This window comes from Novosphingobium sp. (assembly GCF_965229225.1).
Lineage (GTDB): Bacteria > Pseudomonadota > Alphaproteobacteria > Sphingomonadales > Sphingomonadaceae > Novosphingobium.
The window spans coordinates 3,089,181-3,113,829 of sequence record NZ_OZ245867.1 but is presented as its reverse complement, the minus strand read 5'-3'; the positions used below and the strand labels follow the sequence as shown (position 1 = coordinate 3,113,829).

The following is a 24,649-nucleotide window of genomic DNA, read 5'->3' as shown; positions in this document are numbered from 1 at the left end:
ACCACACCGCTCAAGCAAACCGGAGCTGACCGTGCCTGATTCCCTGATCAATATCCTGATTTACGCCGGCATAATCCTGCTCGCGTTCGTGGTGATCGGGATCATCCTCACCCGGCTCTACCGCCGCGCAACCAAGGACGTCGCATTGATCCGCACCGGCTTCGGCGGCGAAAAGGTCGTGCTCAACGGCGGCATCATGGTCATTCCCGTGCTGCACGAACTGATGCAGGTGCGCCTGACGACGGTGAAGCTCGAAGTCTCGCGCCTCAACAAGGATGCGCTGATCACGCTGGACAAGCTGCGCGTCGATGTGGTCGGCCTGTTTCACATCAAGGTGAAGCCCGATGCGCAGTCGATCGCCGCCGCTGCGCAGACGCTGGGCGATTCGGTCAACAGCCCCGATGCGGTGAAGTCGCTGCTCGATGGCAAGCTGGTTTCAGCGCTGCGCTCGGTCGCCGCAACGATGACAATGGAGCACCTCCACGCCAACCGCGCCGATTTTATCCAGAAGGTCCAGGAAGCGCTGATGACCGATCTGGATATGAACGGTTTCCAGCTGGAATCCGTCAGCATCACCCATTTCGACCAGACCGCGTTCGAACATTTCAACGAAAACAACGCCTTCGACGCCGAAGGCCTGACGGTGCTGACCCGCACCATCGAAGAGCGCAAGAAGATCCGCAACGATATCGTCGCCACCAACCGCGTGGAGATCGAGCAGCGCAACCTCGAGGCGAACAACCAGTCGCTCGAAATCGCGCAGGCCGCCGAGCAAGCCCGCCTTAGCCAGGAGCAGACGCTCGCCGCGCTCAGGGCCGAGCAGGCGACCGCCATCGCCACGGCAGAGGCAGAGCAGACCCGGCTTGCCGAGATTGCCCGCATCACCGCGCAGCAGGCGCAGACCGTCGCCCAGACCGAGGCGGACAAGATCATCCAGACCGCCACCATCGCGCGCGACGGGGCGATCCAGACTGCGACCATCGAACGCGACCGCACGATCGAGATCGCCCGCATCACCACCGCAGTGCAGACCGCGCAGAAGTCGGAAGAAGAATCCACCGCCACCGCGGCGGCCAACGAAGCGCGCGCGCTCGCGGTGCGCGCGGAGGAAAGCGTCGCCACCGCCAAGGCGACCGAAATCGCCAACCGCAACAAGAACGTGGCCGTGATCGCCGCCACGCAGCGCGCGCAGGAAGAAGCCGTCGGCATCACGGTTTCCGCCACGGCCGAAAAGGAAGCCGCCGAAGCCCGCGCCGCCGCGCTGCGCACCGAAGCCGCCGCTGCGGCCGAGGCCGAGAAGCTGCGCGCCGATGGCCGTGAGGCCGCGTTCCGGGTCGATGCCGCCGGTCAGGCCGCGCTGAACGAGGCGACCAATCTCCTTGGCGAAGCGCAGACCAACCTGCTGCTGCGCAGGGCAATCCTCGAAGCGCTGCCTGCCATCATCGCGGCGGCAGGCAAGCCGATCGAGAATATCGACAAGATCAGCATCGTCGATGCGCGCGGCCTCCACGGCAATGCGGCGACTGCCGAGGGCGGCAGCGAACCCGGCAATCTCGCGGACGCGGCCGTAGCCGCCGCGCTGCGCTACCGCGTGGGCGGCCCGCTGATCGATCAGCTCCTCGGCGAACTCGGCATGAACGGTGCGTCGATGGGCGGCATGCTTGCCGGCGGCGCCGCACCCGAACCGGCCCCTTCAGCCCCACCGAAGCCCGACTGAGTCCGCACCCGGAGCCAAAGTTTCGCAGGATTTAGCCGCCGTAAAGCGCAACGCATGGCTCCCGTCGCAAAGAGCCACAGCGCAATCTCGTTCCCCTCGCGAAAGGTCTGGCCCTCCGTGAAATTCCCCTCGATCTGCCTTGCGCTCGCAGCCATGGCCGCTCAGCCCGCACCAGTCTGCGCCGAAGCCGCTGCCCAGCCAGGATCAATGCCCGGATCGATGAGCGTGGCCACCTTCCTCGCCAAGGTCGAAGCGCTGAAAGCCAAGGGTTTGATGGCGGCGTTCTCGTCGGATGTCGGCCTGCTCAAGGGCGAAGTCACCGGCTCTGCCCAGGCTTTCCGCCGCCAGCTCAAGGCAGAGGCCGCCACCGGCAAGCCCAGCGCCTGCCCGCCAGAACGCGCCGCTCTCAACAGCGACGAGCTCATCGCGCATATGCAAAGCTACCCCGTTGCAGCGCGGCCCCGCATTCCGGTTTCGGCAGCAGTCGGCGATCTCTTCCGCAAGCGCTTCCCCTGCCCGGCGCGTTGACCGTTCCCCTTCTCAGGGCGCAAACCCGTAAGGCGTGAACCGCTCCGCTATTTCCGCATCGACTGCCTTCGCTGCCGCAAGGTCCGCCTCGGCCAGCTTCAGCTTCTCGGCATCCCCGTTCGCGGCGGCGCGCCGCGCCCAGCCGCGCATGTAGAGCGAGGCCGCCTGCTTCGGTGCCTTGGTCAGCGCGTCGTCATAGTCGGCAAGTGCTCCGGCAAGGTCGCCCTGCCGCACTTTCACCATGGCTCGGCTATCGATGAAGGCGGCGATCGGGCCGTTGCGCTTGATCGCGCTGTTGCAGTCCGCCAGCGCCTTGGCGAGTTCAATGTTGGCGAGTGCCCGGCTGTAGCAGCGCGTATTGAGCAGATTGCCCAGTTCGTTGTCGCTCTTGTGCAAGGCGATGATCGGGTCGATCAGCGCCAGCACACGGTCTGCCCGGTGGAGCCGGTCGAACAGCGCCACCGCCGCCAGCCGCTCGAGCGAGCCTTCGTGATAGCCGGCCAGCGCCGCTTCCGCATCGGCCAGCGCGCCTTTCTCGTCGCCCTCACGCAGACGCAGGAAGCCGCGCTGGATAACCAGATCGGCGTCATTCGGTGCCAGCGCGATCGCCTTGTCGAAATCGGCCCGCGCCCCGGCATCATCGCCAGAACGCCACCGCGCATTGGCCCGGCTCTGCCAGTACGCCGCCTTGCCGGGTTCGAGCTTGATCGCCTGGTCGTAATCCGCGCTCGCGGCCTTCCAGTCCCCGCGCGAGGCGCGTGCGCTGGCGCGCTGGGCAAAGCCTGCCGCATCCTTGGGCGCCTCGGTGTTGTCCATACCCCAGCCGCCCTCCGCCCGCGTCGAACGCGCACCGATCTCGCCATCGGTCGTCATCGAGAAGATCGGCCCGCCGTTGTATGTCAGAAAAACGTGCCGCCCCGCCGGTGAGACGAACAGGCGGTGCGAGAGGAAAAAGTCCACCCCCACCAGCACATCGTAATTCGGGCTGTCCCCCTTGTTCTCGATCACGCGGATCGGCGTATTGCGGATTTCCTCGCCGCCGATCCCGAAGGTCTTCAAGGTCACGATCCAGGTGCGGCGAAAGCTCTTGCCGAAGCCTGATGTGGATTCCGATTGCACCACGCCGGGCGCGCTGAAATCGATGCCGATCCGCTCGGCAGCGGAGCGGTTGAGGTAGCTCGCCGTGGCACCGGTATCGAGCAGAAGCGTGACCGGTTTGCCGTTGATTTCGCCTTTCACGCGGATGTGGCGATCAAGCTCGCTATCGGATTTGAACATGTCCGCCATGGCGACGGGCTTGCCCTCGGCCCAATAGGCCAGGTTCACGTCGCGGCAGTCCTTGGTCTGGATCAGGTTCACGTGGCCATTGGCAAGATCGTACTCGGTGTCGAAGGCTGAAAGAATGTTCTGCCCGATCAGGGCATTGCCCGCATCGCTGCCGCCGACAAGGAATTGCAGGTTCTTGAGCTCCTGCCCCACGATCTTGAACGCTTTGACCGTGGTCACTTCGGCGGTCGCATCGCCGCCGATGCCGCTGATGTAGAAACCGGGCGGCATGCTCGCCGTCTTGAGCCCCAGCTCGGTCGCCCGCGCCTTTGACATGATGCTGTAGAACGCCCCGCTGTCGAGCCAGAAGTTCGTCGTCCTGCCGTTGACCTCGACCGGGACCGTCGCGCGCGGCCCCTCCATCGTCACCGGAAGCCGCGCCACCATGCCAACCGTGCACTTGGCGAAAACCGGCTGCGCCAGACCGCACAGGCCTGCGATTGCTAGGCCCCAAAACATACGCCCGATCCGCTGCACCGCTACCCCCGGACAAGATTGCCGAACCATCAGGTCGCCCCGGCGCAGGCTGCCACACTTGGCCGCCAAGGATAAGCCCATTCCGCTGCATGATGGCAGCTTCGCGGGATGCGGGGGGTTGCGCAGCGCTTTCCTACATCGCGCATATCTGCGACTCTTCGCAGTCAGTTCCCCTTCAGCGAGACCATCCCCCAATGCCTGCAACCGCAGACACACGTCCGCCGCCTTTTAATCGGCCCAGTCGATCAAAAGCGTGAGACTGATCGAATGCAGTTATTCCTCAGGACAGTGTCAACTGTGTCAACCGTAAGGAATCCCGACAGGCCCTGCCCGCCCGCTGCGGCAATCGATCAGGCTGCCTTGGACCGCACCCCGAATCGGCCATGCTTGCGGAAGCGCACCATCCAGCGATCGAGGAACAGCCCCAGCGGCCGCGCCTGCACGCCCAGCTCGGCCAGGCCCGGCAGCGTCCCGCTCGCCACGTTGCCCTGGCGCAGCAGGGTCCACTGGTCACGGCTCATCGGGGCGCCGGGCAGCCAGCCGGTCAGCGCGGCAAACGCCGCCGAGATGCCGTCGGGCAGTTCAAGGAACCGCGGCGAACGGCCAGCCGCCTTGGCGATGCGGCGATTGAGATCGCCGATGGTGATCACGTCGGGCCCGCCCAGCTCGAAGGTCTTGCCCGCAAACTGCGCTGGCGCAGCGACCACGTTGGCAATGGCATCGGCCACATCGTCGACAAACACCGGCTGGAAGCACGAATCGGCGGCGAACACCGGCATGACCGGCGCGCTGGCGATCAGCCCCGCGAAAAGATTGATGAAGGCGTCATCCTCGCCGAACACGACCGAGGGCCGCAGCACGACTGCTTCGGGAAACGCCGCGAGCACCGCCACTTCACCCGCCGCCTTGCTGCTGGCATACCCCACCGAAGATGCCGCATCGGCCCCGATCGCGGAGACATGGACGAAGGCCTTGGCCCCCTTGGCCCGCGCGATTTGCGCGATCCGGCCCGCGCCGCTCCCCTGCACCGCGTCGAGCTTACCCTTGAACACGCCGACAAGGTTCACCACCGCGTCGCAGCCGGTCAGCGCGACTTCGAGCGTATGCGGCTTGGTCACGTCGACCGCCACGAGCTGGATCTTGCCCAGCCCGCCCAGCGTCTTCAGCCGGTATCCGCGCTCGGGATGCCGGCTGCACACGCGCAGCCGCGCACCGCGCGCCAGCAGCGCCTGCGCGACATGCGTGCCGATGAAGCCGCTGCCGCCCACGAGCGCGATCAGCTGCCCTTCGAGATCGTGCGCGATGTCCTTGCTCATGCGTCGGGTTCCATTTCCAGTCCGCGCGCCCCTTGCCACACCCGCGCCCTCCGGTTCAATGGTTTACGTGCAAATGCAAACCCCCGGTTGACTCGCGCCAGACCCTGCCTTATCGGCGCCCTCCTACCCGGCGAACGACGCACTTGTCGCTCGCTACCGTGCCCAGATGGCGGAATTGGTAGACGCACCAGCTTCAGGTGCTGGCGCTCGCAAGGGCGTGGAGGTTCGAGTCCTCTTCTGGGCACCAAAACTCCTGCGGGAGTGGCATCAAAATCCTTGAAAAAACCGCAGAAATCTGCCATTTTCTGGAGGATTTTGATGCCGCGTGTTTCACGCTGTTTCAGGCCGTGCCCCCACAATCCGGGGCATGGAACGGGGCATATGCCCCGACATGCCCCTTTCTTGCGAAAGGTCATGCCCCCAAATGCCCCTGATAGCCCCGCAAATCCGGGCCTTTGCGCCTGCTGCTACCCCCTACAAGAAGACCGACGAGCGCGGCCTCTACCTGGAGGTCTTCCCCAACGGCTCTAAACTCTGGCGGCTCAAGTATTATGTCGCCGCGAAGGAAAAGCGCATTGCGCTGGGGGCATGGCCCGAAGTCACCCTGCAGAAGGCCCGTCACGCGCGGGATGAGCTGCGCCTTCGGATCGCCAACGGCGAAGACCCGTCTCTAACCCGCAAGCGAGACAAGGCCACAGCCAAAATCAGCGCCGCCAACACCTTCGAATCGGTCGCTCGGGAGTACATCGAGGAAAAGATGGTTGGCGAAGGTCGGGCTGAAGGCACACTGCTCAAGGCGCGCTGGTTCCTCGACCTGCTCAAGCCTGCGATCGGCAGTATGCCGATTTCGGATGTCGATCCGCAGATGATGCTCGCACCGCTCAAGAAGCTGGAGGCACGCGGTAACCGCGAGGCGGCCAAGAAGTGCCGCTCGTTCGCAAGCCGGGTCTTCCGCTACGGAGCCGCCACCGGGCGCTGTACCATCGATCCCACTGCGATCCTCAAGGGCGCGCTGTTGACGCCCCAGGCGCGGCACTATGCCGCCATCCTCGAACCGGACAAGCTCGGCGAGCTGCTGCGGGCCATCGACAGCTTCCAATGCTACCCGATCACCAAGCTTGCCCTGAAGATCGCCCCGCACATCTTCGTGCGCCCCGGCGAAATGCGCCACGGCGACTGGGACGAGATCGATCTTGAAAAGGCGATCTGGACCATCCCGGCAGGAAAGATGAAGGCGCGGCGCACCCATGCTGTGCCGCTGTCACGGCAGGTGATCGAACTCTTCAAGGATCTCAAGGACGTGTCCGGCGGCAAGGGCTACATGTTCCCGGCCTTCCACACCCGTCTGCGCCCAATGAGCGAAAACACCATCAACGCTGCGTTCCGCCGCATGGGCTTCTCCAAGGACGAGATGACCGCCCACGGTTTTCGCTCGACTGCTTCTTCGTTTCTCAACGAATGTGGCAAATGGCATCCTGACGCCATCGAACGCGCGCTGGCTCACGGCGACAGCAATGCCATTCGCGGCATCTACAATCGCGGCAACTATTGGGACGAGCGCGTGCGCATGGCGCAATGGTGGAGCGACTACCTGGACCACCTCCGTGGCGGGGCCGCAACCGCCCCCGAGAATTGGCAGGACTAGCCGGGCGCGCCCGCGCCCGGCTTCTCGAAGCTGTCAATCGTCGGTGGGCTTCCCGTTAGCACGGGCGAGGATGGAGAAGCCATCGGCGATCATGACCACGCCGTAGCGGGTTGAGCCCTCGGCCTCATAGCTGGTCTGGCGCACGCGCCCAGTGATCCGCACCAGGTCGCCGGTCGCTGCCTTGGCTAGCCGATCGCGCAGTTTGCCGAACAGGGTGACGCGGTTCCAGTGGGGATCGGACTTCCATTCGTCGCCGTCGCGGCGGTTGTAGTTCGCGGCGACCGAGATGTGGGTGACGTCCCTGGCGGCGTCGATCTTGCCGATGCGCCCGATGATGTGAAATTCTGCGATGTTCTGCATAGTCCTTCTCCTGATCGTGCCAGGCTAGCTGTCCTGACGGACTTGGAGGGGCCGCGCGCCGCCCGCGCGCAAGCCAAAAGACGGAGGCTCCATTCATGGAAACCGTAGGCACGGCACGCGCCGGTTTTTGGCTTGCGCGCACAAGGGTGGCGAAAAGCGGCCAAGGGCCCGTCGATCAAGGGCAGGGGTTGGTGCGATCAGGTTAGGGCAGCACCCAAACGCAGGGAGGCAACAGCAACGGTTACGCCATGGCATGACTCGCCAAGTCCGGCAGCAATTTGCAAGTGGCTTAGCGCTCAGTGCGACCCGATCGTATGGAACATGCTCAGCCACCCGGACCAAATCGGTCATGCTGTTGTCCGAAAAACAGCTACGTTTTTCGGACAACAGGCTCAATTGCAGATCACCTGCGGTGCCGATCTGCGCCGAGAAGATCAGAGTCAGTTAATCGCTTGGCCGGGTGCACCGTCCCCGAGCCCGGATCGCTGGTCGATCTGCGGGTCCCGAGCTCAGCCCAGCTATCAAGCTCAGTGATGGCATAGACGATCCGCCCACCAAGCTTGCGATAGACCGGGCCTGTCCCGAAGCAGCGGTGCTTCTCGAGAGTCCGGGCCGACAGCCCAAGATAGGTGGCGGCATCGGGTGTCCGCATAAATCTTGGCTGCACGCCCGAAGGCAGGTTTTCAGATTCAATCATCTTCATTTCCTTTCGTCGCGGGGGACACTTCCACCCGCGACGAAAGTCATGGCACTCCCAAGCTATAGCGGCCCGCCCGTGGGCGGGCCGCGAATTTCGACTGACCAATCAGAACAGCTCCAACTGATTGCGCATCGGATCCCAGAAACCGATATCCAACGGCTTCTGGCCCCGGCGAGGCTGCATCGGCAGCCCCGCCTGAAACTGCAACCGCTCGCCAAGGCTGACCGGCTGCACGCCGGGCATGGACATCTGGTTCGGATCGGGTTCGGCAACGCGAACCGGCTGCTTGCGCCTGGCCATAGCTCCGCCTCCCTCAATATTCGCTGGCAAGCATGATGGTGAGCACCCGCCGGGTTACGGCAGGATTGGCCGGGTCTTCGCTGCCGAACTGCAACGCACGGTCATAGGCGTCGAGCTTCCAGAACACTTTTTCAGAGGGCTTGCCCTGCGCCGGGTAGCTTGTAGTCCAGCGACCATCTGCATCCCGATAGATCGTCCCGAAATCGCGCTCGCCATAGGGATCGTTGTCGGGCGTGAAGACGTCGTAAGTCTCGACCAGCTCGCGCACCCGCGATTGGTCCGCCTCGGGCAAGCCGCGAAAGCCCTCGGTGGCCACGGCAACACAGGCCAAGCCCATCGCCTGCCGCGCCCGGTCATTGAGCCGGGCAATCCGTTCGCTGCGGGAAAGGGAGACCGGACTCATTGCACCGCCCTCCCGCCGCATTCGCACAAGTGGACCAGTTCGCCGAAATCCTCGCGCTCGCCCAGTTCCTCGGCCAGACGCCGCACGGTCCCGAACGGCAAGCCGTTATCGTTGGCCAGCATCCGCAACCAGTCCTCGCGGCACTCGGCCCCGCAAGCCCGGTAGTTCAAGATCACGTCACCCATTTTCTGCCCTCCTTTCGGCAAAGCCGCATTCGACATGCGACATGCGGCCTGCCTTCCGGCGAGGATGGGAGGGGGAGGGAAAACCGGAATCGATGCCCTGGCGCGGGCCAGCGGGCACAGCCCGCCACACGGGGGTGTCTATTCCGGTTTGGGGAACGAGAGGGCAAAGCCCTTGGCGTTCCTGCTCGGATCGCCCTGCGATCCAGCAGGCAACGGCACCCTTGCACGGCGCGACGCCGACGGATGGCGTGCGAGGACGCGAAACGAAGGGGTAGGTTGTCGGGCGACAGCCCGGCACTGTAGCCCAAGTTCACGCGCGCCTTGCGCCCATCCGGCAAGGAGAGAGGCAAGAGTGCCAGCGGGTCAGGACAGAAGACGCCGCACCCTCAGGAGCGCGCAGTGCGGGACAGAGTGCGACCACTAGCCCTTCCCGCTCAACTTCCACTGCTCCCGATTGTGACCCGGATGGGCCGAGACTACAGGCTCGGTCGGCAAGGCCGATAAAGCGGGTCGCCCGAAGGGCAGCACTAGCCCTCAGTCATCATGCAGTCTAGATTTTGGCAAGATGACAATTCCAAATGACGTTCTGAGCGGAATGCTCGCGCAAATGGCGCGATCACACTTGTCGGCGATTCGTGTCCGCCTCGATGACTTCGATGACATGCTCTGCACGGCAATCCTGATCGAGGCCGCGCGTGTCATTGACTATGAGAACGTTCTGATGGGCTCCAGCGAGGACGAAAGCCACCATCTGCCTTATCCAGCCTTCGACATCATGAGCCGGGGCTGGAATCTGCTTCTTTACTATGCGTTGCCGAGGCTTCCGAAGACTGTGGGTATTCCAATTCAGGAAAGCACGGCCACTACCCGCTCGCACGCACGGTCGCTGCTTCACGCCTTCGGCAAGTGCGCGATCCTCCAGAAGGCAGCCGACATGTCGCTCCACGGTTTCTTGACCGGCAGCGAATCCGAGGGTGGTCTCAGCCTAAAATTCACGGTCGGCGATGACAGCGACCACTTCCTTGACCAGCTCGAAGCCGAAGCGCTTGAGCGTGCCATGAACGGCGACGCAGATTCAATGCCCATCAGCAGTTTGACCGCCGCTGAAGTGAATGACCTCACCGCGTCGCTGGTTTTTCCGTTCGAGACGGGTCGCGGCACGATGGTTGGCTACGATGCCGATCCCCGACTCGATGCACACTTCATCAATCTGATAGGCCAGCGAGCTTTGGAGTGGCGCGCCGAGGCTGGAATCCACCCAGACGTGCAGGCAAATGATTTGAACGGTGCTGATGTGGCTGCGGTCGTGATGATGCTTGCCAGTTTCTATCTCAAGCACATCTGGTTCGTCGGCGTCGGGAACAAGCGCCTGTCGGGTATCAATTATTGTATGAGCCTGACCATCTGGAAGAGGCCGGACGAACTCGTCGAGTCGATTTCCACGTTCACCGGAATAGATGTGGTGCGGGTCGAAAACGCTTTCCGTGCGATTGTGGTCACTCGTCGCGATGCGGAATATTTCGGAGCTGAACCGACACCCTTCATGCCGATGCTGTTGGAAATTTCCAATGGCTACTGGCTTGCTCCTGTCAGCAGCATTTTCCGCAATCCATTTACTGCAATCAGGATGCTCAATGAGTTCCGTAATCCTGCGACGGCCCAATCGATGAGAAAACCGCGAGAGCAATGGATGATTTCAGAGCTTTATGCACTGTTTGAGGGCAGCAGGTATCAGGTGGTTGAGCTTCCCACCCGCCTCAAGAGGGACGGCAAGCTCGTCACCGACATAGATGCTGCCGTGCTCGACATGACAACGGGCGAACTGGGTCTGTTTCAGCTCAAGTGGCAGGACTTCGGCTCAAACCAGCTCCGGACCATAAGGAGCAAGGCCAAAAACTTTGTCGAACGGGTCAGCTTGTGGGCGGACCAGGTGGAAGCGTGGATTGATCAGTTTGGCGAGGGTGAGCTGTGCCGAGCACTCCAGCTGAAACTCCCGAAGGGAGCTGTCCCCACCAGCGTGAAGATGTTCGCAATAGGAAGGTCCGGAGCGCGGTTTGCAAGCTATGGGTTCGCACTTAAAAACGAACATATCGCCGCCTGCAATTGGAAACAGTTCGTCCGGCTGCGCTATGAGGTCGGGCCGTCAGAGCGGGTTCTGTCAGAGATTTACCGGAGGGTCTTTGCAGAACGGTCTCGCGTCGAACCGCGCAGACCTTTGCCCCATTCGTTTGAAATTGACGGTAAGACAATCTGCTTCGAGGACATGTGGAGCGCCGCCGACTGACCGCATTGGCGACGGATCATGGAATGGGAATACCCTCCGCCCGCGCCTTCTCGATCGTCTCCAGCAGAACGGCACACTGCTTTTCGGTCGGGATTTTTGAGGGCATCTGAACGGCGATGTTGAGAATGCCCTGCTCCTTAGGAGTCAGCAGCCGCCTTGTTGCAAGCAATTCCTGGATCTTCTGCCACTCGGATGCGGGGATGCTGATGACCTTGCGCTGCGCGTCGATGCCGTTGTCGATCTTCTGGATCTTCTTTGCCGATTTTGCCTCGGTCGCGGCCTCATCGGCCGACACCAGTTCATCCCAGAACTCGTCTGACAACGCCGCCTCAATCGCGGGAATTTCAGCCTGAATCCGGGTCCAGCAGGCATCCTTCTTACACCACTCGGAGATGTTCGAGATTCCCTGGGTCGGCTTGGTGATGTCGTCGTTCACTGCCTTGGCGATCACCGTCAGCGCCTGCTCCAGAGTGTTGTTTATACCCTGCGCGTTCCAAACACGCTGGAAGTCCAGGCTCGTTTTGTGGCGTTTCGTGATCTCGCTGAGAACCGCGAGGCTGTAGGCAACGATGTTGGCGCGATAGCCTCCGTTATACCAAGCCTGTGAGGAAACGAGCTTCTCCGCTGCCCGGAAGATTATTCCTCGCGCGATCGCACGACGAAAATAAAATTCGTTGAAGCCGTCTGAGCCCTTCTCCCATTCCTTCCCGATACGATGGGCGTATTTGGCAAAGTTTTTTTGCGCACCGAGATTTACCCATTTCGGATGTTCATCCCAAGTGTTCTCGAACTTGGCCAAATCCGTTTTAGTAAACATCTGGGGTTTGGGATTTTCAGCCTTGAAGCGTTTCTGCTCGCCGACGGTCAGCTTCGACTGAGCATCCGCATACTGCCCGCGTGCCCGTTCATAGAACCACTTGGTTTCACGCTGCGCGCCCTGCTGAGCGGGAGCCCAAAGGCGGCGGGAAAATTCTTCCATCCGGACATGGAACGGGTGATTTGAGAAGAAATCCGCAGCGTTTACGCGGTTTTGGGTGTTCGCATACTCGGATATGCGGGGGACGACATTCTCGCTTTCGTCGCTGTCGATGACCGATAATTTCATCTGAACGAAGATGTTCGCCAAATTGGCCTTATCCTTGCGGCGCGTATGGAAAAGGGAAGCGGTCGTTTGCCCACCGTTCACAATCTGCAAATCGAGAATCCGGGTAATTTTCAGGCCAGAACCTGTTTCCTCCACCTCCACGCTTTGCGCCGTTGCGGTGATGCCGTTGTTGTAGGCAAAGAACATTCCGGGTTCGGTCAGGATGGTCGTGCGAATCCCCTGGTTCACCTTGCCCCGCGCTTGGAGGAATGTCCGGACATTCTGTTCCAGAAGCCTCGCGCCGAACTTCTCGTAAAGGCCGGAGATGATCTCGGCGGGCATCACGATGAGATAGGACTGATAGGTGTCAGACCCCAAGTGGGCAGGAAGGCAGGGTATGCCGGAGCCGAACATGGATATGAAGTCGAGGTCCAGCGGCTCCTTGTGACTGCGGGAGCTGCGCTGGCGCTGCAAGCGTGAGATGTCCCAGATATGATAAGTAGTTGGGATTCCTTGAATTTCGCCATCAGACAGGCTTTGAATCCGGTCGCTGATGGCGCGTTCGGACACCAAAATGAAGTTGACTTGGCGGATGCTGCCTTTGCGGTCGGCGATCTGGCGGGACAGACCGTATTCTGGAGACGTGATCTCCAAGTCTTTTGACAAATTCTTCGCCACGCTAGCCTCGAAAAAGCTCGCGAGGCGCTTGAAAGCAGCATCCACGTCGGTGCGGGTCAGGGTAGCCAATTCGCTCCGGCTGTCAAAGTCAGCCACGAAGAGGTCTAAGGCACCCTCGTCATTGAACCAGTAGCCGTCAACGCGCATTCCCCGCTGCGCGCGGTAATGGCAGAACTCGAACCCTTCCACGAAGCCGGTTTCGACAAGCTCGGTCGCCACAGCCTCCATGAAGGCGGCAAGCTGGAAGCTGCTGCTTGCCTCCGCGCCCGCCAGCGTCTCCTGACGGAAATCATGAAAGAACTCTGCGGCTGACGTTTCCAATCAAGCCCTCCCCAATATCTCGCTGCTGCTGCATTCAAATGGTCGGATGGTCTCCAGTTCGATGTCGTAGGACAGGCGGGCAATTCCGTTCGGGATGCCTGACCTCACGAGGCGCGGGAAACCTTCGGCGACACGGTAGGTCTTGAGGTCGCTGACCATGAAGCGCGGGCTGTCGTAATCATGTAGCGGGGCGTAGCCGTAGGCTGACAACTTTCGGGCAAATTCTTCCAGCGCCTGCGCGTCGGCCAGTTCGCCTTCGATCTGCGTCACTATGTTGTTCAGCGAAATTGACTGGTCCGACTCCGGCAATTCGGTGAGTCGGAAGACTGCCAGAAAAAGGCTGGAAGTCAGACTTTCGAGCTGGTCTTCCGACGATATGCGAACGGAATTTCGCTCGCGACCGGACAGAGACTTCACTTCAATGGCCTCGTCACCGAAGATGAAATCCTGCTGCACACGATCTGCACCAGTCCAGGCAGCGACAGCCAATGGCGGTTTGGTTCTAACGGCGTAAAGCGACCGCATCATCTGGAGTTCGGCGAACAAGCCCCGCACCTGCTCAGGGGACATGATGGATCTGCGCCCGGAGAGGAAAGCCTTCCATCGCTTCAGGTGCGCAAGGGTGACGGCCAGCGCCGTGGCGGAATCATCAACCGCCCTGAGGCTTTCAACCAACGTCTCGCAAAGCCCCTGGAACAGGTCGGTGTCTACATGGCGGGCGAGTGTCAGGACGAGGCGCTGCCGCTCGGGCGCGTCACCCAGCCGCATGTCAACGCCAATTCCGTTCAGAGTCACGCTGTCCGAGCGAAACTGGTCAGTGTGATCGCCGGTCAACTCAACGATAAGCAGGCACTGCGAAGCGGTGTCTCGCCCCCAATAAATTGGCACACCGCGCAAATCGGGAACACGGACGACTGTGAAGTCGACGAACGGGGTCGGAACACTCTCCCACGGGGACGGTCTACTCGACATCGTAGTCCTCATCGTCATCCGGATCGTCGTCCAGCGAACCATACATCTGCTCAATCCAAACCCTGTTGGCGACAACCTCAATGGCGGTTCCATACTGACCGTCCGGATAGCTCAGCCCCCAGGCAGGGACGCGCAAACCTTTGAACTCCTCGTTGTTTGTGGGCTCCAAAACATGGACCATGAGCAATGGCTTGTCGCGAACCAAGCGGTAATGGAAGTCCGAAGGCTTCTTGGACTTGCTCTTGGCATCATCGGCGGCCAGCTGCTCTGCGGCTTTCTGCTGGTCTGAACTCAGTCCGAGCTTTTCATCGCCGCGACTGGCAACACGATAGCCGGATATTTGCCACTTGTCCGCCGTGGCGTCGGCGGCGGTACGCTCCTGCGGGCCCAAGATGTGCTTGTCAGCATCGCCGGGACCAACCGAAATCAGCAGCACGTCGCCTTTGGGGAACTTATCGGAAATCGCGCTGAGATAGTCGATGGCGAGCGCCTTCTGCCGCACCGCGTCCTTGTGCGATTTGAACGCCGCAAGGAACTCCCCGATCTTGTCGCAATCCACATCCGGCAGGAACCAGCCCTTCTCGGTTTTGCGCAGCTCGCGGCCTCCGAACCGATCAGCCCAATATCGCGCAATAAGATCGCGGTTGGCATCGCTGACCTTAGAATCCAACGGGAGAAGAAAGCTCTCGATCAGCTTTCCGGTGTAGTTCTGTTTGAGCGTGACCTTCTCCCCGCTTCGCATCTTGTTTGCGGCGGTAATCAGCAGGCTGTCGGGGTGGGACTGCACATAGAGGCCGAAATCCTTCGGGCTCAGGCCCACGTTGCGCATACGCCTTATCTGGTGACGCAACTCGTCCGCAGCGAGGGCGATGTGCTTATACCAGTTGATTGAATCTTTCGAGAGATAGACGCGGCAAATGTCCTCGAAGTTAGGGCGATAGCCGAACCACCGCCCCATCTGCATGAGCGTGTCATACATGCGGGTGTTGCGATACATGTAGCTGACGGTCAGACCCTCAATGGTCAGTCCTCGGGACAAACTCAATCCACCGATCGCCACGGCGGTCAGTCCGACGCCCTCGCGCTCATATTTCTCGTAGTCCAGCGGGTCATCGGTCGTCTTGCTGTTGACTACATAGGTTCTGAGATGGTCGAAAACACCCCACAGGGCTTTCTTCACTTCTTTCCATTCAAAACCGCAATCTGAGAACTCCTCGTCAAAAGCGGCGCGCAGCTGCGCCATGTATTGATTCTGTGCCGAAATTTCCTCGGCCATCATGTAGTTCGCCTTCACGGCGTCCTTGATCCTGTCGAGCCGGAGGTTGATAAATCCTTTGGCCTCCTTCTGGACCGACACGAACCGGGAAATGTTGATGAGCATGGAGCAGTGCTTTCGCTCCTGCTTACGAAGGTTGCGAATGGCGCGCGCGACGATGAACTGATCGAGCGCCCGATAGAGGCTCGGCGGCAGCTCAGCGACCGGCGACCCATTCTTGTGGGTGAGCGGGAGATAATCCTCACAGTCGGTGATCGGTCTCAGAATCCGGGCGCTGCTCATCTCATCGAGGAAAACTTTGTCGGGGCCGAAATAGGTGGTTGGCGCATCAAGCGAATAAATGAAGTCCTTGGGAAATAGCTCCTCGTAGGCGTCCTTGTCGAACGCGTCGGGGTCGATGAAGATGTTGGCGAACGGGGTTGCCGTATATCCGACGTAGCAGGATTTGGTGAACAGGCGCAGAATCTTCCTGATCCAGCTATTAGTCGCCGTCGGGTTGATGTCGGGCTTGTTCGTGTTGATGGAGGCGTTGTCAGCCTCGTCATCGATGACAAGCATGGGAACATCGCGGATACGGTCGGCGCCCTTGGCATTCAGATCGCGAAGCCAAGTGTGCAGAACCTCAAGAGTCTTCACGTTCTTTTTGATGACGATGATGACCGGCTTTTTGAAATCGTTCAGCTCAGCACCGCTCTTGTCAGCGGTCTGCTTGTTGAAATCCGCATGGATGTTGGTCAGCGTGACCGGATTCGGATAATCCTTGTTGAGGCCGACACCGATCGGTACCCGGTTCACTGGGTTACTTGACCTTCCGACAAATCCTTCGTCCACCCTGCGCTGTGTCTGTTTCCGCAGGTTGTTGTGAATGCCCGCGATGACGATGATGAACTTGTATCCAGCGTCTGCGGCCTTCGCGACGACGCCCAGGTAATTCGCTGTCTTTCCGGACTGAACGTGACCGATGACAAGGCCGCGCCTGTTCCAGGCTCCCTCATCCGTGGGATCCTGCAGCAATCCTAGAATCTTTGCCCCGTCGTCATTCAGAAGCGTGTTAACGACGGTTGGCTTCCAACCCTCTGACCGGAGGAAATCGCCATAGGCTTCGGCGTAGGTCGTTTGAATCTCGCGTTTGAGAATCCATTCTTGGTCGTGGGTGGCCTCCGGATCGACCAGCGAGACACCTGCACTCATTCTCGAAGGAATAACGGTTTCGGCCACGGCAACGACGTGTTCAAGATCGCCGTCAAATCCAAGAATCGGGGCCAGCATAGCGGCTTTGGCTTCGATCTCGACGCGAGTTGGCGGTTCGTCGCTGTCGCCGAATGCCGTAATGAGGGTTGCGATGAAGCCTTTGTCTTTTTCGTTCTGAGTTCGGCTCATGCAAAAACCTCTTTCACATACTTTTCGGCAACATCCATCTGCCCCTCAAATAAACGGGTAGATTTTATGATTTGCAAGAACGCTTCGGGGTCTCCCGCGCTATTCCCGTAGAGAGCCGCATGAAGGCTTCTCAATCTATCTAGGGCCTCGTCCGCGCTATCGGGCGACTGGCCAACCTCGCGCGGGCTAGTGGAGTAGTCCGAATAGATCATTTCGACGGGCAGCGAGGCTGCGACTGAATCGAGAATAATGTTGAGGCTGCGAACCTCGTCGCGCGTGAGCTTGGCACGAAGGGATTCGACCAGCGGGTGCTGACCGTTGACAGCATACCTGATTCCGCCGTGATCCGCGAATCGCTCCCAAAGCGGAGCGGCTGTCTCTTCAAACAGGCGTTGCCCGCGACCACGGTGCACGGTGGTGCTTCGCCCGCTTATCTGCGCGATGATCTGGCGCAGCCGTTCGCGAACTGGATGCGGCGGTCGGGCGCGCGACTTCTTGATGTCGATGGTCCAGGACTCATCAAGGCTGTTGGGAAAATCAATCTGCACTCGGGCGAGTTTCGTCGCCTCGCCTTTTGGAATGAGGCGAAACCAGTCGCCCCAAGCCATCAGGCGGCCATTGCGGTAGATGTAGGCACCCTGATTGGAAATGAAGTCGCTGCGGCTGTGATAGAAGTCATATTCACTTGCGGTCAGGCGGCTGTGATGGGGCAGGATGAAGGGCTGCATCTGCACCGCGATGTCGCCGACATACACCACCTCTTCCGGTAGAATCTGCGTCGCCATGTTTTTCCGGCAGAACGGGTCGAACGGTTTGACGGCGTGGCCGTTCATGGTGATGGCGATCTTCTTCCTGCCTTTGACCTCACCTGCAAGGAAGCGGTGGAATACCAGCGAAAGATGCCTTTCAACGATGCCGAGCTTTTCGTTGACGATCTCATCGCGGCGGGGGCCGGTCTCGTCTTCAAAAAGCCGGTCAAGGTCAGTCCATATAACTGCCGTGCCGTGCCGCCCGAGACGATCATTGTAATCAATCACCGCAAGGTCATCGTCATCCAGAATGGAGAGCATCCAATCGTCCAGAGCGTCGATGCGATCTAGGCTCCACACCGCTCCGCTGACGCTGCCATCCTTGGCGCTGGTCACGGTCAGCGTCCTGCATTGCGAGAATGAAGCGGTTTTCAGGCCAAGGCCAAACCTGCCCAAATCCTTGGGACCGCGTTCCTCCTTAGGGTTGGCCGCACCGTGCCGCATGGCCTCAACGATTTCATCGCTGCTCATTCCCCAGCCGTTGTCGATGATGGCCAGCGAAGGCTTCGCGCCGGTCAGGTTGCAAACGATGTCGATTGCCGTGGCATTCGCGGAAATGCTGTTGTCGACAATATCGGCGATGGCTGTCTCGAGAGAATAGCCAAGATCGCGCATAGATGCCGACAGGCACGCGGCGCTCGGCGGCAAGTGGTGGTCGCGGGCCATTATGCCTCCCCCAGCTTGCGCCTAGTCTCGGCCATCACATGCTCTGGACGTTTGTTCAGGTCACATTCCCAGACCACGATTGGCTTCCATCCCAGCTCTTTCAGCGCTTCGATATTCCGTTCGTCACGCATGACCGTCGCCGCGAATTTCTCCTGCCAGAATTCGATGCGGGAGGACGGTGTGGTCGCGTTCCTGCAACCCTCGTGGCGATGCCAGTAGCAGCCATGAACGAGAATGACGGCTCGGTACTTTTTCATCACGATATCGGGCGTGCCCGGAAGTGAACGGTCATGCAGCCGAAAGCGAAATCCGGCGCGGTGGAGCATGGAACGCAGTGTCCGCTCGGGGCCGGTATCCCGGCTGCGAATGCGCGACATGTTCCAGCTGCGCCGCTCCGCAGTAAGTGAATCTGCCATCATGCCGCCTCCGGCACGGCGTCCAGCACGTCGGCGATGATTTCCGCAATCTGCGCCGCAAGATACGGCGGGACCGCATTGCCGACCTGATGATACTGAGCAGTTCGCGGCCCCTGAAAGCTGTAATTGTCAGGGAATGTCTGGAGCCGAGCAGCTTCGCGCACGGTGAGACTGCGGCACTGGGAAGGATCATAGTGGATGAAGTAGTGCCCGTCCTTTGAGATGTGCGACGTGATCGTGGTCGCTACCTGGTCGGGAAGCTGAACGCGGAAGCGGTCGGAGAACATCTTGCCAGTCCGACCGAGTTCGACATTCTGATGCGCGGGCAGAAGCGACTTGGGAAAATCGCAGAGCTTGGGGCTTCTACCAGTCACATCTGCGTAAACCGATGCGTAAAAATAGCGACGGAGATCTGATGGCATGTGACCGCGCGCTTCGTGCGCAGTTAGCACGTCGAGATTCGTGTCACGCAGGTAGCTCAGCGCGGGATGACCTGCCAATGCGTCGGCATCGTATCGTGCGGACGAGCTCGACCTTGGACCGTGGCCGCCCTGAGTCTTAAGCAGTTCGATGCCCTTCACAATGTCGCGGGTATATTGCGATCCGTTGAGCTGTCTGGCGATGTCAGACGAAGCTAGCTGTGCTATCTCATCGCGCCAGCGTTCAAGGCTGTCTCCGCCCTTCGACAGACTACTGCGAACGGCCGGCAGGCCGCCAATGGTTTGCCGAAGTGTTGGCGGAGCATGAGGGCGAAGGCGACCGGGGCGGACGTTTAAATCATTGCGGATTCCGACTATAAACATGCGGTGCCGTGCCTGCGGCACGCCGTAGTCTTCGGCACGCACCAGAAACAGGCGTGGATCGGCTTCTTCTCCAGGCCGCTCATCCTCGGAAAGTGAATACAATTTGTAACCAAGACCGTTGGCCTCGTTGCCCACGGCCATTTTGGGGCTGGTCAGGTCGCTCACGATACGATTGATGACGGGCTGTCCGCCGATTTTCGCTGACAGCAGCCCTTTCACGTTCTCCATCACGAACACGGGCGGCTGATGGTCGATGATGATTTTTAGGTATTCTAGATACAGGAAATGGCGTTCGTCCTGTTCGAATCCGGGTTGGCCCATCATACGCGAGCGCCCTACGAGCGAATATGCTTGGCACGGCGGCCCGCCCACCAGCGCCCATCGCCGACAGTCGGCAATCCGCTGGTTGATGAGGCGCTTTACGAGTGCGTGATTTTCCGGCCCAAGCGAGATTTTCAGAGCGCTTGCTGATGCTTTTTTGAACTCGGCCGTGTGCCGTCGATATAGGTCATTGCGATCTATTTCACCCCGAAGGTAACGGTAATAGTCATCGGGGCGCGCATCGGTGGCGAAGTGGCGCAGAAAGTGTCGCAGCAGAAGCGTCTGATGAGAAAATTCATCTCGCTCGATTGCCACGACACTTTCAAACCTTGGCTCGCCACGTTCGCCGAGCGCTGTAGCGAATCCCTCGCCAAGTCCGCCGGGACCAGCGAACAAATCCACTACGGGGTATGAAGTCTGCTCTTTCGCCATGATCAATCAACGCCGCAACCGCTGGCGTCGAATGCTTCTAGGAAATTGGGTTCGATCACTGTGTTCTCAATGCATTGGCGTATCAAGGTATAAATTACTTATCCGTTTGCGTTTCCCGCTGGGCCTAATCTTGGGGAAAAGCCTATTGGGTCTACGCGCCATCGGTGAACATTGCTTTCGTCATGTTGCTCCGGTCGGGGTGTCCAACTGTAGATAGCTCACTTGGCAATTCAACCAATTCCTCCGTGTCCACGATGGGCGATTTTACACATCCTCAGCACTTGGATGCACGCGATTGAGGTAACCACACGGCACGTGCCCGCCTATCCGCATTCTCGAAATGAGCTTTGCTGAATCGTATGCAAATGCCGGTCTAGCCAGCGCTTGCGCCAAATGCCTTGTGAGCAGCAGGTAGGGCAGTGGCAGAGATGCCTATCGCCACCTGCTTTTCACCCGCCCGCTCGGTGATAGCCCGGACAAGCCGTTCCCGGTCGTCGGTGACAACCACAGCCTCACCTTTGGCCCGAGACAGCGCGACGTAGAGCATTTTCTGGTCGACCAGATTGGTCGAGCGGCTGTCGGCGTGGATCAGGACGCGTTCGGCGGTCTGGCCCTGGGCAGCGTGTGCGGTCTGGACATAGGCGTGGCGCAAATGGGTATCGCGGGGATCGGAGAGGTCGAGCCGTTGTTCGCGCCCATTGGCCAGCATCAAGGTGGCCTGACTGGTGGCAGGATCGATGCCGGTCACAGTCCCGCCAAGCCCGTTGATCCTCCCCGCATCGCGATCGTTGCGAGTGAACTGTAACCGGTCGCCCGTGCGAAGTTCCATGGGTTTGGCCTCGAACACCTCGGCCTTGGCCGCACCCCATTGCCGGGGGTGCCAGTCAATCGACCGGCCATCACGGCTCGCCAGGGCAATACGGCCCCGCTCCGGATCGATGCCGACAATGGACAGAGCCTCGCCCCGGCGCACCGTCTTCGCGGTATAATCGCGGCTGAACTGGACGACATCGCCGATGGCATAGCTGGCCGCTTCGCGTGCCTCGGCTCGGGTCATGCCCTTGGCCTCCAGAGCGGCAAATTGCAGCTTCTGTGCGGAGAGTTCACCGCGCGATGCCAGCTGATCGCGGATCATCCCGGTGAGGGTGTCCCGCCCGTCACGCGAAGGCTCGATTACCAGCGTCTTCGCCCGCTCGGAGGATGACAAGGACAGGTAGTGCCGCGCCATGACCTCAAAGCGGTCATAAGCACTGGCAGCCTCCAGCACTTTCCCGCCGCCGCGATCCAGCGCGGCAAGCGCCTTTGCGGCATGCCCCTCGATCGATGCCATGACGGCTTCGCGGGTGTCGGCATTGGTCTGGCGGACGACCTCGGCCAGTCTGGTGGTGGTCATGCCTGCCGCCTGCAACTGGGCGAAGGCAGCACCTGCACCGACCGATCCGAGCTGTTTCACGTCCCCGACCAGAACAAGCCGGGCTCCGGCCTTGTCGGCGCTGATCATCAACTTCGCCATATCGTTGGCTGACAGCATCGACGCCTCATCGACAATCCAGACAGCGCCCTTGCCAGACATGCGCCCCTCGGGGGTCAAAAGGTGCCGGGAAACGGTATCGCCGCGCAGGCCAATCGCATCCCCAAGGACTGTTGCCGCCGAAGCGGTTGGCGCAAGCGCTGTCACCGACAGGCCTGCGCGCTCGGCTTCGCGGGCATAGGTGGCGAGCACCGTCGTTGTCTTGGCAGTCCCGGCATAGCCCTGAACGGCAGCAACTCGGTCCCTCGAAATCAGCAGGTCGGTAGTCGCGCGCTTCTGATCTGCGGTCCAGGCATAACCGGTCCCGTCGATGTGCAGCGCCGGACCTTCGAACTGGACGTTGAATTGCTCGCCGATGAAACGGTCGAGCATCGGGCGCTCGAAATAGAGCCAGTCGATGATGAATGAGCGGTAGGTCTTGCCGTCCTCGCCCGGCCGCTCAAGGCGACTGACGAACGCCTCGATCATGGGACCGATGATCTCCTGCTGGAACGATTCCGACGCGACTATGGCGCGGGCAAAGGCCTGGGAAATTCTCATGACAAACTCCGTCGATTGGTGGGGGATGGGAAGTTGCTCAGCACGACCTGATCGATGGCGGCACGGACCCGCTCGGCGAGGTTGCTGGCATGGTCGGGGTCGAGCCAAAGGCGGGCACTGCCGACAGTGAGATAGCCGCCGCAGCACTCGCCTTCCGGCCCGGTGATCGGCCAGAACAGCAGCTCGATATCGACCGAATGACCGGTGATCCGCTCGATCACCGGATGCAGTTCGGCATCCGCGTGGGGGATGGAAACGGGATCGCCGCTCATGACAGCCGCCGTGGCCTGCGAGGCGGTTCATAGCGGGGTTCGCCCTCGCCCTGCGCATAGGCCTGCGATGGCAGTTCAGCCATCCATGCGCGGACATCGGCCTCGCGCCAGCGGATATGGCCGTTGCCTATTGAGCAGGGCGGCGGGAACCTGCCTTGGCGGGTCATGCGGTAAATGGAAGTGCGGCTCAGTCGGACGAGCGCGATCAGGTCGTGCGTCGTCAGCAAGCCGGACAGGTGCTGCTGTTCCATGGGTTCGTCCTCTTCGTGGTCGAGAGGACGTGGCTGACAAACCGCCGGGCTCAGGTCATTTCAGGACTGTGCCAGACCTGTTTCAGGAATTTTCAGGGCAAGTCTTCGAGCGGCAAAGCGTGCAGGGCCGTTTCAAATTCAGGGTAATTGCCCGAGTGCATCTTGTTGATGATGCTTTCGCTTGCCGCCGGACCTTTCAGCACCGCCTGAATGGTCGGCATGGCCCTTGTGAAGGGCTGGCCCCGGACCTCGGGATGCCGCATCGCCTCGATGATCGCCAGTCCGCTGATCAGGGCACCGCTGCCCTGGCCGCGTTCTTGCGCCTGCTCCCTGATCCAGGCGACACGGCGCTGATAGCGGTCTTCGTCGGGCTCATCGATCAGGGACTTTGCCGTGAGCTGGGAGCGGGCAATGGTGCCGCCAAGGTCGATCCAGATTTCGCCTTGCGGGATCGGACGGGCGCGCACCGAGAACCAGTCATTGTGGTTCCCGCTGACCAGCAGGATGCGCCCATGATCGGCAGCGAAGCACGCCAAATCCTTGCCAGCAAGCAGCTTCACCGCGCACCCGCTGGTGAGACTGCGTAGGCTTTCAGCGACCCGTTACCGATCTGCCTGCGAAACTCCTCCAGCGACTGGATATTGCGTTTCTGGACGGCATTGCCGGCAAGGGCTGCGAGTTCCGCACGGCTCTTTTCATGCCGGTTCATCACGCGGTCGCGCATATATTCGATCCAGGGCTGACCAGCGAACAGCGCAGTCCCCGTCGCCAGGATAACGACCAGGGCAAAGGTCATGGAACTGATTGGGAGGGCGACGCAAATAAGGGCGGCGGCGATGGCGGATAGCGCAAGCGAAGCCCGCACGGGATCGCGTGGTGACGGGCGCAAATTGTCAGGTGCATCGAGGATGGCCCGAACCGTTTCATGGCCAAACAGTTCATCAACAGTCTCGCCCGCAGGGCGCTTGCAGTAGACTGCCAACGCCTCTCCAATCGGCTTTGCCGCAACTGGCAATGGCACTGTGCTTTCGCCCGACATTCGGCAGATATCAGAAATTTGCGGGATCGAAGCAAGCGCATGTTCTGCTTCCATTCCACTTGCCGGGGGATTCCTGCTTGGCGATCGCGCGGCGTGATCTGGTTCTGGCGGGATTTGGCAAGTTCAGCACTTGCCGAAGTCATGCATTCCGGTGATGCATCGGCTACCGCGCGGTGCCGCTACGCACGCCTTGGCACATGCAGAAACTCTACGCCAATATATGACATATCATGCTCAATTGACATTTTTGACATGATATGGCATGCGATACTCATGTCACGCGCTTCCAGAGCTGCCAGCGGACTGCCGCCTCAGAGCCAGCGCGCGATTGCGCAGTTGGGCAAGGACATTTCGATTGCCCGCCGCCGCCGCAAGCTGCCGCAACGGCTGATGGCCGAACGCATGCTGGTCTCGGTGCAGACGCTCCAACGCCTTGAGGCGGGGGATGCGACCGTAGGGTTGGCCGTACTGGCCAGTGCCCTTCACGTCTTTGGCATGACCCAGCGCCTGGCCGAGCTTGTTGCTCCCGATACCGACCGGGCGGGCATCAGCGAAGACCTCGCCCGGCTGCCCAAGACGACGCACGCTGTCAGCAGCGACGAACTGGATTTCTGACG

At 60.7% G+C, this 24,649-nt stretch carries 23 protein-coding genes and 1 tRNA gene; 6 read left to right on the top strand and 18 right to left on the bottom strand.

The genetic code is table 11. The features are described 5' to 3' along the window. Window positions 1-31 precede the first annotated feature (31 nt). Window positions 32-1,717: a flotillin family protein gene (locus ACO06X_RS14460; RefSeq protein ID WP_421836934.1), complete on the top strand. Its 1,686-nt coding sequence runs from the start codon at window positions 32-34 to the stop codon at window positions 1,715-1,717. A gap of 153 nt (window positions 1,718-1,870) precedes the next feature. Then, a complete protein-coding gene (locus tag ACO06X_RS14455) occupies window positions 1,871-2,245 on the top strand; it encodes a hypothetical protein (protein WP_421836933.1) in 375 nt (124 codons plus the stop codon). A 12-nt stretch (window positions 2,246-2,257) separates the two neighbouring features. Here the strand turns inward: ACO06X_RS14455 and ACO06X_RS14450 are convergent, their stop codons facing one another. Continuing rightward, entirely contained in the window at window positions 2,258-3,958 is a 1,701-nt protein-coding gene (locus tag ACO06X_RS14450) for a retroviral-like aspartic protease family protein (RefSeq protein WP_421836932.1), read from the bottom strand. A 440-nt stretch (window positions 3,959-4,398) separates the two neighbouring features. Further along, window positions 4,399-5,364, bottom strand: coding sequence for a complex I NDUFA9 subunit family protein (locus tag ACO06X_RS14445; protein ID WP_421836931.1), 966 nt, complete (start codon window positions 5,362-5,364; stop codon window positions 4,399-4,401). A gap of 160 nt (window positions 5,365-5,524) precedes the next feature. Between ACO06X_RS14445 and ACO06X_RS14440 the strand changes: the two genes are divergently transcribed. Both ACO06X_RS14440 and ACO06X_RS14435 read left to right on the top strand, forming a co-directional pair. Next, window positions 5,525-5,611: transfer RNA gene (locus tag ACO06X_RS14440), tRNA-Leu, on the top strand. A 177-nt stretch (window positions 5,612-5,788) separates the two neighbouring features. Then, window positions 5,789-7,009, top strand: coding sequence for a tyrosine-type recombinase/integrase (locus ACO06X_RS14435; protein ID WP_421839917.1), 1,221 nt, complete (start codon window positions 5,789-5,791; stop codon window positions 7,007-7,009). Window positions 7,010-7,042: 33 nt separating this feature from the next. Here the strand turns inward: ACO06X_RS14435 and ACO06X_RS14430 are convergent, their stop codons facing one another. From ACO06X_RS14430 to ACO06X_RS14410, 5 genes are all read right to left on the bottom strand, one after another. Beyond that, window positions 7,043-7,369, bottom strand: coding sequence for a single-stranded DNA-binding protein (locus tag ACO06X_RS14430; RefSeq protein ID WP_421836930.1), 327 nt, complete (start codon window positions 7,367-7,369; stop codon window positions 7,043-7,045). A gap of 403 nt (window positions 7,370-7,772) precedes the next feature. Continuing rightward, window positions 7,773-8,066 carry a helix-turn-helix transcriptional regulator gene (locus ACO06X_RS14425; RefSeq protein ID WP_421836929.1) on the bottom strand — a complete coding sequence of 98 codons (294 nt, stop codon included), beginning with the start codon at window positions 8,064-8,066 and terminating at the stop codon, window positions 7,773-7,775. Between the two features lie 108 nt (window positions 8,067-8,174). Beyond that, a complete protein-coding gene (locus tag ACO06X_RS14420; protein WP_421836928.1) occupies window positions 8,175-8,369 on the bottom strand; it encodes a hypothetical protein in 195 nt (64 codons plus the stop codon). Between the two features lie 13 nt (window positions 8,370-8,382). Next, a complete protein-coding gene (locus ACO06X_RS14415) occupies window positions 8,383-8,772 on the bottom strand; it encodes a DUF3768 domain-containing protein (protein WP_421836927.1) in 390 nt (129 codons plus the stop codon). Beyond that, window positions 8,769-8,957, bottom strand: coding sequence for a hypothetical protein (locus ACO06X_RS14410; protein ID WP_421836926.1), 189 nt, complete (start codon window positions 8,955-8,957; stop codon window positions 8,769-8,771). The genes ACO06X_RS14415 and ACO06X_RS14410 overlap by 4 nt, the downstream gene beginning before the upstream one ends. Before the next feature lie 565 nt (window positions 8,958-9,522). Here ACO06X_RS14410 and ACO06X_RS14405 point away from each other — a divergent pair. Next, a complete protein-coding gene (locus tag ACO06X_RS14405) occupies window positions 9,523-11,241 on the top strand; it encodes a hypothetical protein (protein WP_421836925.1) in 1,719 nt (572 codons plus the stop codon). A gap of 16 nt (window positions 11,242-11,257) precedes the next feature. Here ACO06X_RS14405 and ACO06X_RS14400 read toward each other — a convergent pair whose 3' ends face one another. The 11 genes from ACO06X_RS14400 to ACO06X_RS14350 all read right to left on the bottom strand — a co-directional run bounded on the left by ACO06X_RS14400 (window position 11,258) and on the right by ACO06X_RS14350 (window position 24,032). Beyond that, a complete protein-coding gene (locus ACO06X_RS14400; protein WP_421836924.1) occupies window positions 11,258-13,324 on the bottom strand; it encodes an AIPR family protein in 2,067 nt (688 codons plus the stop codon). Further along, on the bottom strand, window positions 13,325-14,296 hold the full coding sequence (locus ACO06X_RS14395; protein WP_421836923.1) for a PD-(D/E)XK motif protein: 972 nt from the start codon (window positions 14,294-14,296) through the stop codon (window positions 13,325-13,327). Beyond that, window positions 14,286-16,952 (bottom strand): Z1 domain-containing protein, encoded by a 2,667-nt coding sequence (locus ACO06X_RS14390; RefSeq protein WP_421836922.1) that lies wholly within the window; start codon window positions 16,950-16,952, stop codon window positions 14,286-14,288. Before ACO06X_RS14390 ends, ACO06X_RS14395 begins: the two co-directional genes overlap by 11 nt. Next, window positions 16,949-18,427 carry an ATP-binding protein gene (locus ACO06X_RS14385; protein WP_421836921.1) on the bottom strand — a complete coding sequence of 493 codons (1,479 nt, stop codon included), beginning with the start codon at window positions 18,425-18,427 and terminating at the stop codon, window positions 16,949-16,951. The genes ACO06X_RS14390 and ACO06X_RS14385 overlap by 4 nt, the downstream gene beginning before the upstream one ends. After that, window positions 18,427-18,843: a very short patch repair endonuclease gene (locus tag ACO06X_RS14380; RefSeq protein ID WP_421836920.1), complete on the bottom strand. Its 417-nt coding sequence runs from the start codon at window positions 18,841-18,843 to the stop codon at window positions 18,427-18,429. The genes ACO06X_RS14385 and ACO06X_RS14380 overlap by 1 nt, the downstream gene beginning before the upstream one ends. After that, window positions 18,843-20,369, bottom strand: coding sequence for a DNA cytosine methyltransferase (locus ACO06X_RS14375; RefSeq protein ID WP_421836919.1), 1,527 nt, complete (start codon window positions 20,367-20,369; stop codon window positions 18,843-18,845). The genes ACO06X_RS14380 and ACO06X_RS14375 overlap by 1 nt, the downstream gene beginning before the upstream one ends. 403 nt (window positions 20,370-20,772) lie before the next feature. Continuing rightward, window positions 20,773-22,470, bottom strand: coding sequence for an ATP-dependent DNA helicase (locus ACO06X_RS14370; protein ID WP_421836918.1), 1,698 nt, complete (start codon window positions 22,468-22,470; stop codon window positions 20,773-20,775). After that, a complete protein-coding gene (locus tag ACO06X_RS14365; RefSeq protein ID WP_421836917.1) occupies window positions 22,467-22,742 on the bottom strand; it encodes a hypothetical protein in 276 nt (91 codons plus the stop codon). Before ACO06X_RS14365 ends, ACO06X_RS14370 begins: the two co-directional genes overlap by 4 nt. Continuing rightward, complete coding sequence (locus tag ACO06X_RS14360; protein ID WP_421836916.1) at window positions 22,739-22,993, bottom strand: helix-turn-helix transcriptional regulator; 255 nt, start codon at window positions 22,991-22,993, stop codon at window positions 22,739-22,741. Before ACO06X_RS14360 ends, ACO06X_RS14365 begins: the two co-directional genes overlap by 4 nt. Before the next feature lie 92 nt (window positions 22,994-23,085). Next, complete coding sequence (locus ACO06X_RS14355; protein ID WP_421836915.1) at window positions 23,086-23,460, bottom strand: hypothetical protein; 375 nt, start codon at window positions 23,458-23,460, stop codon at window positions 23,086-23,088. Window positions 23,461-23,549: 89 nt separating this feature from the next. Continuing rightward, the gene (locus tag ACO06X_RS14350; RefSeq protein WP_421836914.1) at window positions 23,550-24,032 is read right to left on the bottom strand and encodes a hypothetical protein; all 483 of its coding nucleotides are present in this window, start codon (window positions 24,030-24,032) and stop codon (window positions 23,550-23,552) included. Window positions 24,033-24,305: 273 nt separating this feature from the next. Between ACO06X_RS14350 and ACO06X_RS14345 the strand changes: the two genes are divergently transcribed. Then, window positions 24,306-24,647 carry a helix-turn-helix domain-containing protein gene (locus tag ACO06X_RS14345; protein WP_123905526.1) on the top strand — a complete coding sequence of 114 codons (342 nt, stop codon included), beginning with the start codon at window positions 24,306-24,308 and terminating at the stop codon, window positions 24,645-24,647. Window positions 24,648-24,649 lie beyond the last annotated feature (2 nt).